This is a genomic window from Rarobacter faecitabidus, from assembly GCF_006716265.1.
Classification (GTDB): domain Bacteria; phylum Actinomycetota; class Actinomycetes; order Actinomycetales; family Cellulomonadaceae; genus Rarobacter; species Rarobacter faecitabidus.
In genome coordinates this window covers 939,033-950,116 of record NZ_VFOS01000001.1, presented here as the reverse complement: position 1 = coordinate 950,116, position 11,084 = coordinate 939,033, and the positions used below count along the sequence as shown (strand labels likewise).

Below are 11,084 nucleotides of genomic sequence, written 5' to 3'. Positions count from 1 at the left end.
GCGGCGTACTCTTTCCATCCGGACTTTAACCGTCGGCCTCGGATTTCCACCGAGTCAACCGCGCGGATGCGCGGGTCGCGGGCTTTAACCGCCGGTTCGGGATTTCACCGACCCCAGAGCACTCGTTAGTTATCTTGACACATCTAGTGCACGTGGTCGGACGCCAGCGCGCGCAATTCGCTCACAGCGGAGGCCGCATGCTCGGCACCGTACACCGCGGATCCGGCGACGAAGGTATCGGCGCCTGCTGCGGCGGCCCGCTCGATCGTGCTGGCCGAAATACCACCGTCCACCTGAAGCCAGATGGGTAGCCCAGCCGCGTCGATCGCCGCGCGCGCTCGTTCAATCTTCGGCAGCGTTGCCTCGATGAACGACTGGCCCCCGAAACCGGGTTCGACGGTCATGATCAACAGCATGTCGAGTTCGGGCAATAGGTCGATGAACGGCTCGATGCTCGTGGCCGGGCGCAGCGCCAGACCCGCGCGCGAGCCCAGCCGGCGCAGTTCGCGAGCCAGGCGCACCGGCGCCGTCGCCGCCTCGGCGTGGAACGTCACCGACTGGGCCCCCGCCTCGGCGTACGCGGGCGCCCAGCGGTCTGGATCGGCGATCATCAGGTGCGCGTCGACGGGGATCGGCGATACCTGCACAACGCGTTCCACGATTGGCAGCCCGAGCGTGAGATTGGGCACGAAGTGGTTGTCCATGACATCGACGTGGACGAGGTCCGCGCCCGAGATCGCGCGAAGTTCGCTTTCCAGGTTGACGAAATCGGCGGACAGGATGGACGGGCATATCCGTGGCGTCATGGCGCTAGCCTATCCGCCGCAGGAGCGTCAAGTGCATGGCATCCGTGCCGTGGGCGTGCGGCCACAATTGGGCATGTGGCCCGTCGCCTAGCTCAAGGTCGGCCCCTGTCGCAACCACGCGCTGCAAGGCCGCGGGTGCATCCATGAGCTCGAAGTCGTCGCGCCCGCGGAGGGCGTCCTCGACGACGAGCCGTGTCTCGGCGTGGTGGGGCGAGCACGTGACGTAGGCGACCACGCCGCCCACTCGTACCGCGGCGAGCGCGGACGCCAGGAGATCTCCTTGCAGGGCCGTCAACTCCGGCAGGTCGCTCACCTTCTTGCGCCAGCGCGACTCGGGCCGACGGCGCAGCGCACCGAGCCCGGTGCACGGCGCGTCGACGAGGATCCGATCGAACGACGCCGGCTCGTCCTCACCGATCAGCCGGCCATCGCCGGTCACGACCGCTTCGATCGCCACCGGGTCGACGGCGCTGAGATTGCGCCGTACGAGCTCCGTTCGATGCGCCTGCGCCTCATTGGCGAGAACGCGAGCACCTCGCTCAGCAGCGATCGCGGCGAGAAGCGCCGTCTTACCGCCCGGTCCAGCGCACATGTCGAGCCAGCGTTCGTCAGGCCCGTCGATGGGCGCGGCGGCGAGGGCCAGCGCAACGAGCTGGCTACCCTCGTCCTGGACGCCGGCCGCCCCTCGGCGGACGGAGCGCACGTCGCTGGGAGACACGCCCGTCGCCGTGACACCCACGGGCGAGAATCGGGTGGTCTTTCCACGCGGCACGTCCGCCAGCAATTCGTCGGTCGTCAGCAGGCCCGGACGCGCCACGAACGTCACGGCGGGCGCCTCGTTGTCCGCAGCAAGCAGGTCGGGCAGTTCCGCCGCTGTGCGGCCGTCGACGATGAGGGCGCCGCGCAGCGCCCGCACGATCCACGCCGGATGGGAGTACTCGAGCGAGAGCCTGACCACATCGTCCTCGGCCTCCGCCAGCAATTCCGCGAGCCATTCATCGCGTTCCTTGGCGGAGACCTTGCGCAGAACGGCGTTCACGAGCTGCCCCGGACCCGCTCCGATCCGTTCCCGGGCAAGCGCTACTGTCTGGGAGACCGCGGCGTGCGGGGGGACGCGCATGCCGAGCAACTGATGGGCGCCGAGCCGGAGCACAACGAGCAGCGCCGGATCGACTGTCCGCAGGTCACGATCGACGCACCTGGCGAGGATCGCATCGTAGAGGCCCTGCTGACGCAGGGTCCCATAGGTGAGTTCGGTCGCGAAGCCGGCGTCGCGTCCGTGCAGGCGCGCCCTGTCCAGCCTGACCGGCAGTGAGAGGTTGGCGTAGGCGTCGTTCGTCTCGACCTGCTCAAGCACGTCGAAGGCGACGAGACGCGCAGGGTCGGTCGAACGGCGGCGCTCACTGGGGGCGAGATTGGTCCGGCTGGCGTCCCCGCGGAGGCGAGCTGCGCCGCGGTGCCTCCCGGCTGCGTCCCGTCCCTCGTCTGACGCACCGTGGCTTCCCTTGCCCAGCCGCTCGGACCCGCGCCCCTGTCGGCCACCGGACTGGTCGCGACCGCGACCCGCCCCGCCGCGGCGGTCCCCGTCACGTGAATGGTCGCCGTCGCGCCGATCGTCGTTGCTCACTGTTCTCCCAATTCTGGCTGTTCCTGCGGGCCCGATGCCGTTCCCAACGTTGCACCGGCGCTTGGACGGGCGCCTCGCGCCCAATCGGCGGCGGGCATGAATTTCTTCCCTTGCGGCTGCACGTCGCTGAGGCGTACCGGGGCGGATCCGGTGCCCACGAAAACAGCCTTCTTCGTCACGAGCATCTCCCCGGGGGCCAGATCGTCCCCCTGCAGTGCGGGCTCGTCAGGGGAGGTGGGCTCCACCGGACCAATGCCCAGGCGAACGCCCTCGTAGCTTGTCCATGCCCCAGGATCCGGGGTGAAGCCGCGGATCAGGCGATCGATGTGCTGCGCGGGGGCCGTCCACGGCACCTCGCCCTGCGCCACGGAGAGTTTCGCCGCATAGCTCACGCCATCGCGGCTCTGGCGAACCGGCGACGCCTTCCCATCGGCGATGGCATCGAACGTTGCGACGAGCAATTGCGAGCCCGATTCGCCTAGAACCTCGAGCAGTTCACCCGCCGTCATCCGCGGTCCGATGCGTTGCGTGGTGACGCCGATAACCGGACCGGAATCAAGGTCTGCCTCGATGACGAAGGTGGAGGCGCCGGTGAATTCGTCCCCGGCGATGATCGCGCGCTGAACCGGCGCCGCTCCGCGCCACGAAGGCAGTACGGAGAAGTGCAGATTGATCCAGCCGAAATCGAGGGCGTCCAGTGTCTCCTGTCGCAGGATCTCGCCGTACGCGACGACGGCCGCACCCTCCGCGCCCGTCTCGCGAAGCCAGGCGAGGAACTCGTCCCCGACTGGTTTGGCAGTGCTCACCGGTATGCCCAGTTCCTGCGCACGCTTCTTGACAGGTGACGCTTCAAGCGACCGCCCGCGACCGCTGCGCGCGTCGGCTCGCGTGAGCACGGCGACGACGTCGTGGAGCGGCGATGCGTGGAGCGCCTCAAGGGCGGGAACTGCCACGGCGGGGGTCCCCGCGAAGATGATGCGCATGTTGTTTGAGCCTAGTGGGCGCCGGCCCGCTAGCCAACTCGCGCCCCGCCGGTGGGTGGCCATCGCATATCGTCGAGGTATGCCGAAATCGCAAACGCCTGGCGCGGAACCGACCCCGGGCAGGACCGCCGCTGCCGGGCAGCCGGATCGCCCAGCCATCCTGCGGCGCCTTTCTACTGGAATCTCGCGCCAGTGGCACAAGTACAACCGCGTCGGTTTGCTGATCGGGGTGCTGTTCTTCTGCCTCGCTCAGACGCCCTCGCTCATCCCTCGCGACGGCCTGTATCAGGCGCTGCTCACTGGCATTGCGGTGGCGATCGGTTACGCGGTTGGCGTGGTCGGCGCCTGGCTGTACCGGAAACTCGGCTTTGCGGTCACGTGGAGTCACGCGACGCGACGCAGGTTCACGATCGCGGTGCTTGCGCTTGCCGTGCTTTCCATTCCCGCATCCCTGATTGCCGGCGAGTACTGGCAGCGCCAGTTGCGCGCCCTGTTCGGAATCGAGAGCGGTCCCCCGCTACGCCTCATCATGGTGCTCTCCGTCGCATTCGTCATCACCGTCCTGCTCATCCAGGTCGGCCGCGGGCTCGCCTGGATCGTGCGCTGGCTCACGGGCGTGTTCGACCGTTTCGTTCCCCTACCGGTCTCGCGCACGCTCGCCTTCGCGGTCGTGGCCGTGCTCACCGTCCTGACGGTCAACGGCGCGATCGTGGATGGCACGCTCAGCCTGCTGCGATCGGTGTACGGCCAGGTGGACACGACGACGGACGAGGGCGTGACCGCGCCGACGGCGGCCGAGCGGTCCGGTTCGCCCGCTTCGCTCGTGAAGTGGGACGATCTCGGCCGGCAGGGCCGCAACTTCGTCGCTGGCGGACCCACGCTCGAACAGTTGCAGGAGTTCGCGTCGTCCACGACCGCGCTCAAAGACCGAACCGTGATGGAACCGATCCGCGTCTACGCCGGACTTCGATCGGCCGCGTCACCGGACCAACTCGCATCCCAAGTCGTCGACGAACTCGATAGGACGGGGGCGTGGGACCGCGAGGTTCTCGCTGTCGCCACGGCAACGGGCACCGGCTGGATAGACCCGTCGTTCTCGATGGCGTTGGAGTATCAACACGCGGGCAACAGTGCCATCGCGACCATGCAGTACTCGTTCCTTCCGAGCTGGATTGGATTCGTCTCTGATCGTCAGACCCCGCTGGCGGCGGGCAAAGCGCTGTTCGACGCGGTGTACGAAAAATGGTCGTCGTTGGATGAGGATTCGCGCCCCTACCTGCTGGTCTACGGGCTGTCCCTCGGCTCGTACGGGGCGCAGAGCGCGTTCTCCGGCCAGCAGGACCTGGCGGCGCGGACCGATGGCGCGCTCTTCATGGGCACGCCGAACTTCACCGCCCTGTGGGGCGATCTGACCAACCAGCGCGACCGGGGCTCGCTGGAGTACAGCCCGGTGCTGGACGATGGCGCCCAGGTGCGCTGGCTGACGCAAACGACCCCGGCGGATACCCTGTGGCGCTTGCAGGACGAGTGGGCGCCGCAGCGCACGGTCTATGCGCAACACGCGTCAGATGCTGTCGTGTGGTGGAGCCCGGATCTCGCCTGGAACAAGCCGGACTGGCTTTCGGAGCCCGCCGGGCCGGATCGTTCCACGTCGATGCACTGGATCCCGCTGGTCACGTTCTGGCAGGTGTCGTTCGACCTCTTCGTGGCCGGCGACGTGCCTATTGGGCACGGCCACGCGTACCACCTGGAGTATCCGATCGCGCTCGAAGCCCTAGGGGCACCGGCCGAGTGGACCAGCGCCGACACATCGGCACTGGTCGACCTCATGCGCACGATCCCCTCGGAGAACTAGGCGCCCACGTACTGCGCCAGGTGGCGGCCCGTGAGGGTCGAGCGTGCCGCCACCAGCTCGGCCGGGGTACCCGTGAACACGATCCGTCCGCCTTCCGAACCAGCCCCGGGGCCGAGGTCGACGATCCAGTCCGCGTGCGCCATGACCGCCTGGTGGTGCTCGATCACGATGACCGATTTCCCGGCATCCACGAGCCGATCCAGGTCCTCGCGCAGGCGCGACTGGCCGCGAATACCCAACGATCGGTCAGTGATTTCTGAGTTTGTCGATCAGTTCTGACTTCCTCAACTTCGAATAGCCGGTTATCCCCAGTTCCTTTGCTCGCTTCTTCAGTTCCTTGACAGTGCGATCGTCGTAGGTCTCTGCATGCCCGCCTCTGCGACCGACTTTCGAGCGGCCATCGCGCGCGGCGGCGTTCGAGATCCGGGCCGCCTTTTCCTCCGAGGCGCCATCCTCCCGGAGACGGTCGTACAGCTCGGGATCCTTCAGTTGCGGTGTCTGATTGCGCGGCATCACTACCCCCTGCGGACGTGGCCGCGGTGCTCCTGGAGGGCTACCGTCCCAACCCGCGGCGTCTGGTCATTCCAACGTACTTCGCTCCCCCGCGACTCGCAGAAGATGCCTCTGCCTGGCTGGCGCGCGTCCCGGGCACCTCTACCTGCCCTCACGCGGCCTCGGTTCCGGCCTCCCGATAAAGCTCCAACAACGCGGGCAGGTGATGGCTTCCGCTATACGCCTTGCGCTGCTGCCTCGCCGGACCACCGTCGAGGCTAAGCCGCGCGACGTAGGCGCGAACCCGTTCCAGGTCCCCCGAATATTCGAGTTGCGGCTCGATGTACGCCACGAGCTCGGCGATCATCTCCGCCGCAGGTAGCGCCGCGCCACTGACGGGATTCAAGATCGTGCCCGAGATCCCGTCCCGCGCCGCGATCCACATTCCCGCGTTCGTGATGGCTGTGCGCGCCACCCCGGATTCGCGCCCGTCCTCCAGGTCGACAAGCGATCGCTCCACGAGCGCGCGGACGATGAGCGCGAAGTCCACCGCGTCGGCCGCCCTCAACTGGGCGTCGGCGAGGCGAAGCTCGACTGTCGGGAATCGCTCGGAGAGCCGGCACGCCCAGGTAAGCATCGCCCTATCCACGATGACACCGCCGTGTGCCAGCGCATCGAGCGCCTCGTCGTAGTCGTGCGACGTGTCGAAGGAAGGCGGGTAACCGGGCGCGGGCCAAGACAGGCCGATGATGTGCCGCCAGCTCGCGAAACCCGAATCCTCACCGAGCCACAACGGCGAGTTGGCCGTCATTCCTACGAGCACGGGCGCCCACCGTGCGAGCGAACTGATGACCCGCACCCCCAGATCCCGCGACGGCACGGCCACGTGGACGTGCGTTCCGGTCGAGTACTGATGCGCCCCGGCTCCCCTCAGCAACTCGCTTATGGCCCGGTATCGGTCGCGCGGCGTTACCGTCCCAACGATGTCCCCGCCGACCGGGGGAAGACCGGTTCCAGCCACGATCGTTCCGAACTCCGCCGCGACGGCAGCCGCTCGCTGACGGAAGGAGGTGAGGTACTCAAGCGCGGTCGCCGACGACGTGCACACCGGCGTCGCGGTCTCGATCTGGCTGGAGAAGAACTCCCGTTCGGCATCCGTTCGCATCTCCGGCGCAGCGCGAATGATCTCCGCGGCCCGGTTGACGGGCTCGCCGGTTCTCCCGTCGAGCAGGAGATACTCCTCCTCGACCCCAAAACTTCGATGAATGCTGCTCGACTCTTGGCTCACGTGGTTATCTCCTGACTCGGCGGCGCCGGTCAAGTCCCTGGCACCGCCGGTTCGCGATGCGCTCTGCATCTTCTTCGAAGATAGGCGCGATCACCGAAGGGCGCGCGACCAAGCCGAATTGTGATCATCCTGTCGCCCATCTGGAGCGCAGTCCTGCTGTGGTGGCTGGTCGGTGTGTCGCTCGTGGTTCTCGGCGCGATTCAGATCGGCCGCGCTCTCACGCTGAAGAAGTCGGTGGAGGCCCTGCCCGCCGCCTAGTACGATCCTCCGAGCGGAAAGCCGCGAGGCGGCGCGTGGGACTTCATCGCCCACGCGCCGCCGCGCGCGCGTTCGAAACCTGCAATTCCCAATCGATCGCCCAGCCCTTAGATCGCGAGCACGATCACGAGCTGGATCACACCGAGCAGCGGCGTCACGCCTTGAATCATTGCCGCTCCCGCCTTGGACGGACTCGACAGCACTAGTACCGCGGCGGCGGCCACCATGCTTCCAGCTCCGGCAAGCGCCAGCGCGATACCGATCGTCTGCAATCCGCCAGCCACCAGTCCCACGCCTGTCAGCACGATGACGGCGAGGAACAGGTTGTAGAAGCCCTGGTTGAACGCCAGTTCCTTCGTGGCGGAGGCCTCGTCCGGCGTAAGCCCGAAGGTCCGCCGGCCGCGCTCGGTGGTCCACGCGAAGGCCTCGAGATAGAAGATGTAGACGTGAATCAGCGCTGCGAGGCTCACCAGAATAAGTCCGATTGCGATCATGTGCACTCCCCTCGGCGTTCCCTGGGCTGCGGTGCGCACCAGCGTGTTCTCAGCATAGTGCTGGCGATATGAGGACGAGTTCTCCGCCGCGCTCCGAGCCGGATTGCCGGACTCGACGGCGACGCTCCATCACCGCCCGCCGCGTTCGGCGACTCACTTTCGCGACTCGACGAAGTGAGCGAATCGCTCCAGAGGCGTAACGCATCGGGCCAACGTCCGAAATGCCCCATTGCGACGCTTAATTCGAGCGCAGCATCTGTGCTCTCGTGTCAGATCAGCGCTTTTCATCGCATCTGGGAGGTTGCCCTGTGTCTTACGTCAAACCCGCCAAACTAGTCACCCGTCTTGTCGATGCGGGTGCCTACAAGCTCCAACTGTCCACCAAAGACATCCTGATCCGCTCCTACATGGGCGGCGCACTGCTGACCCTGGCCGCGGCATTCGCGGTCACCGTGTCCACCAATACCGGTCAGCCGTTGCTCGGCGCCGTGCTCTTCCCCGTCGGCTTCGTCCTGCTCTATCTGCTGGGGTACGACCTGCTGACGGGCGTGTTCACCCTCGGACCTCTCGCGCTCCTGGACAGGCGTCCCGGCGCGACCAGGAAGGCGCTAGGGCGCAACTGGGGGTTGGTCTTCGTAGGTAACTTCGCCGGCGCGTTCACGGTGGCAGTGCTTATGGCCATCTACTTCACCTACGGCTTTTCGACCGAGCCGAGCGCTGTGGGCCACGCGATCGGCGAAATCGGTCACGGTCGCACGGTCGGATACGCAGAGCACGGCGCAGGCGGCATGCTGACGCTGTTCATCCGTGGCGTCCTGTGCAACTGGATGGTCTCGACCGGGGTGATCGGCGCCTTCATGTCGAAGAACGTGCTGGGCAAAATCGTCGCCATGTGGCTACCAATCATGCTCTTCTTCTACATGGGCTTCGAGCACTCGATCGTCAACATGTTCCTGTTCCCCTCGGGACTCCTCCTCGGTGCCGATTTCACGCTGTGGGACTACCTGCTCTGGAACGAGATCCCCACCGTGGTCGGGAACTTGGTCGGCGGACTGGTGTTCGCCGGCCTGCCGCTGTACTTCACCTACGGGCCGCCCGCCAAGCGCCGCGCGGCGAAGAAGGAAGCGATGCTGGCCGCCGCCCGCGATACCCAGGTGGCCCAGATCGCCGAGGACATCAATGAGGTCCCGGCACGCGACAGGGAACCGGTGCCCGTCGCCTGAGCAAGCCGCCAGCGGCTGACTGTGGCCGGTCGAGCAGACGCTCGACCGGCCACAGTCGTGGGAGCCGCGAGCGGGCCGCGTGGATGCGAAGTGGATGCGGCGAGGATGACTCGTAGTGCAAATGGCGCACATCTCCACCCGGCGGTGCCCGCCCGGTCACCGGAAACCCGACGGGCCCCGATCTCGCCGGGAATCAGCGACTGCGCAGGACGGTCGTGAAGCGATCGGCAATGACCGCAGCAAGCCGCTCATCGGGCGCCAGCGGGAGCGATACGACGTCCCCGCCCGCCTGCCTGACCAGCCCGGCGAAGTAACCAGGTGCCAGCACGTAGCTCGCCACGATGACACGCTCGGCGCCGTTGCCGCGCGCGGCTGTCACTGCCTCCGCGATCCTCGGTGTGTTGGCGGATGCGTAACCGATCGTCACGGGGACCGGCACGGCCTGCCGCAGCCTGTCGGCCACTACCTCGACATCGGCCACAGCGGCGGGGTTGCTGGAACCAGCAGCCGCGAGCACGACATGGTCGCCCCGCCGCCAGCCTTCGGGTAGGGCGGCCAGTAGCCTATCCAGCACGACCTCCGCAACGAGGGGATGAGTACCGAGCGGCGGAGCCTGCGATGCGCGATGGTGCGCGGCGACGGCCCGAGTGATGTCGACGTTGGTGTGATATCCCGTGGACAACAGCAGCGGTACCACGACTGCGCCCTGCTTCGCGGTGACGTCCTTCAGGACATCCACGAGATCCGGCGATTCGACGTCCACGAAGGCCTGAGCGATCTGGGTGCCCGGCAGTGCGGCCCGCGCTTGCTCGACGAGCGCGCGAATCGCGATGCGCCCCTCCTCGTCGTTCGTGCCGTGCGAGCACGCGATGAGCGCTGTCATTCTTCGACCTCCACTGCGAGCCGGTATCCCCGCTTCACGACCGTTTTGACGATGTCAGCATGTCCCAGCGCCTCACGGACGCGAGCGACAGCAACCTCCACGGCGTGGCTGTTCTGACCGGCGCGTGGCAGGGCCGGGGCGAGCTCGTCGCGGGAAAGGACTCGTCCGTTGGCGTCGAACAGCGCGCCGAGCAGGCTCGCACCCGCCCGCGAGAGTGGGATGAACGCCCCGTTCAGCACCACGCCGCCACTGCGCAACGAGATGTCGCCCGCCTCGGTTCGCAACGTCGGCACGTCACCCGACGCACCGAAGTACCCCGTGACGGTGGGCACCAGTGAGCCAAGTCGGCCCCGTTCAGCGATTGTCGTACGCAGGCGCGCCCGTTGCAGGGGCTTGGCCGTGATGGGCCCCACGGCGGCGAGCAGCAGCCGCCCACTCGCGGCGCGACTGCGGATCTTGTCTAGCGAGTCACCATCGTGCGCAGCCTTGAGCCACTCCGAGGCCCCCGGCGCGGATGTGAAGACGACGGCGTCGACCTCGCCGCACGCCGCCTGCGCCACGGAGCGCTTCACAATGTCCTGATCTGGCGGCGGTCCCCAGCGGTACACCGTAAGGCTCACCACGTCGGCGCCTCGCTCCGCAAGGAGGTGATCCAGATCGTCGGCGCCAGCGCCGTGGTGCTGGATGGCGATCCGCTTGTCGTCGAGTCTCGTGCTAAGGAGGTACTCACCCACCTCGGCGGCGGTCTCGGACTCCGCCACCCAATCGGCCGTGAACCCTGCCTGTTGTATCGCCCCGCGCGCCTTGGGTCCGCGGGCAATGAACTGGCTCGCGCAGAGCGCATCGTGCAGCGAGCCGGACAGGTCGTTCTCGTCGGCGGCCTCCATCCACCCGCGAAAGCCGACGCCCGTGGTGACGAGCACGATGTCCGGCGGCGAATCGATCAGTTCCCGGGTGCGGCGCTGCAATTCCTCGTCGTCGGGGCTCGGCACGATAGTCAGCGCCGGCGCGCGGTAGACCTGCGCGCCGTGCCGCTCCAGCGCGCTGGCCAGATCGCCGGCGCGGCGATCCGCCGCTACGACGATGGTGCAGCCGGCCAGCGCCGCATCGAGAAGCTTTCGCGTTGTCACGTACAGAATTCTCCCATTGGCCGGGCGCTTGCCCACGGTCGTGTC

Annotated in this window: 11 protein-coding genes, 1 pseudogene and 1 riboswitch; of the genes and pseudogenes, 3 read left to right on the top strand and 9 right to left on the bottom strand. The window is 67.3% G+C overall.

Going from position 1 to position 11,084, the window contains the following annotated elements; genetic code table 11:
- Position 1: 1 nt before the first annotated feature.
- A riboswitch (FMN riboswitch) is annotated at positions 2 to 126 on the bottom strand.
- Positions 127 to 143: 17 nt separating this feature from the next.
- The 3 genes from rpe to fmt are packed head-to-tail and all read right to left on the bottom strand — an operon-like array spanning position 144 to position 3,416.
- The gene (rpe, locus tag FB461_RS04305; RefSeq protein WP_142119277.1) at positions 144 to 806 is read right to left on the bottom strand and encodes a ribulose-phosphate 3-epimerase; all 663 of its coding nucleotides are present in this window, start codon (positions 804 to 806) and stop codon (positions 144 to 146) included.
- A gap of 4 nt (positions 807 to 810) precedes the next feature.
- A complete protein-coding gene (locus FB461_RS04300) occupies positions 811 to 2,433 on the bottom strand; it encodes an RsmB/NOP family class I SAM-dependent RNA methyltransferase (RefSeq protein ID WP_142119275.1) in 1,623 nt (540 codons plus the stop codon).
- Positions 2,430 to 3,416 (bottom strand): methionyl-tRNA formyltransferase, encoded by a 987-nt coding sequence (gene fmt / locus FB461_RS04295; protein ID WP_142119273.1) that lies wholly within the window; start codon positions 3,414 to 3,416, stop codon positions 2,430 to 2,432. Before fmt ends, FB461_RS04300 begins: the two co-directional genes overlap by 4 nt.
- A gap of 79 nt (positions 3,417 to 3,495) precedes the next feature.
- On the opposite strand from fmt, the gene FB461_RS04290 reads away from it, so the two are divergent.
- Complete coding sequence (locus FB461_RS04290; protein ID WP_170222611.1) at positions 3,496 to 5,271, top strand: alpha/beta hydrolase; 1,776 nt, start codon at positions 3,496 to 3,498, stop codon at positions 5,269 to 5,271.
- Here the strand turns inward: FB461_RS04290 and FB461_RS04285 are convergent.
- From FB461_RS04285 to FB461_RS04275, 3 genes and pseudogenes are all read right to left on the bottom strand, one after another.
- Positions 5,268 to 5,474, bottom strand: a pseudogene (locus tag FB461_RS04285) (ATP-binding cassette domain-containing protein); the annotation flags it as partial. The gene FB461_RS04290 and the pseudogene FB461_RS04285 overlap by 4 nt on opposite strands.
- A 43-nt stretch (positions 5,475 to 5,517) precedes the next feature.
- Positions 5,518 to 5,784: a DUF7218 family protein gene (locus FB461_RS04280; RefSeq protein ID WP_142119269.1), complete on the bottom strand. Its 267-nt coding sequence runs from the start codon at positions 5,782 to 5,784 to the stop codon at positions 5,518 to 5,520.
- A 151-nt stretch (positions 5,785 to 5,935) separates the two neighbouring features.
- Positions 5,936 to 7,051, bottom strand: a complete 1,116-nt coding sequence (locus FB461_RS04275; RefSeq protein ID WP_246046006.1) for a carboxylate-amine ligase — start codon at positions 7,049 to 7,051, stop codon at positions 5,936 to 5,938.
- A 120-nt stretch (positions 7,052 to 7,171) separates the two neighbouring features.
- On the opposite strand from FB461_RS04275, the gene FB461_RS11965 reads away from it, so the two are divergent.
- A complete protein-coding gene (locus FB461_RS11965) occupies positions 7,172 to 7,309 on the top strand; it encodes a hypothetical protein (RefSeq protein ID WP_170222610.1) in 138 nt (45 codons plus the stop codon).
- A 107-nt stretch (positions 7,310 to 7,416) separates the two neighbouring features.
- Here FB461_RS11965 and FB461_RS04270 read toward each other — a convergent pair whose 3' ends face one another.
- On the bottom strand, positions 7,417 to 7,803 hold the full coding sequence (locus tag FB461_RS04270; protein WP_142119265.1) for a DUF1304 domain-containing protein: 387 nt from the start codon (positions 7,801 to 7,803) through the stop codon (positions 7,417 to 7,419).
- 308 nt (positions 7,804 to 8,111) lie between these two features.
- Here FB461_RS04270 and FB461_RS04265 point away from each other — a divergent pair, with 308 nt between their 5' ends.
- Positions 8,112 to 9,026 carry a formate/nitrite transporter family protein gene (locus FB461_RS04265; RefSeq protein WP_142119263.1) on the top strand — a complete coding sequence of 305 codons (915 nt, stop codon included), beginning with the start codon at positions 8,112 to 8,114 and terminating at the stop codon, positions 9,024 to 9,026.
- A gap of 193 nt (positions 9,027 to 9,219) precedes the next feature.
- Here the strand turns inward: FB461_RS04265 and FB461_RS04260 are convergent, their stop codons facing one another.
- Positions 9,220 to 9,909 (bottom strand): sirohydrochlorin chelatase, encoded by a 690-nt coding sequence (locus FB461_RS04260; RefSeq protein ID WP_142119261.1) that lies wholly within the window; start codon positions 9,907 to 9,909, stop codon positions 9,220 to 9,222.
- Complete coding sequence (locus tag FB461_RS04255; RefSeq protein ID WP_425466880.1) at positions 9,906 to 11,039, bottom strand: uroporphyrinogen-III synthase; 1,134 nt, start codon at positions 11,037 to 11,039, stop codon at positions 9,906 to 9,908. The genes FB461_RS04260 and FB461_RS04255 overlap by 4 nt, the downstream gene beginning before the upstream one ends.
- Positions 11,040 to 11,084: the final 45 nt, after the last annotated feature.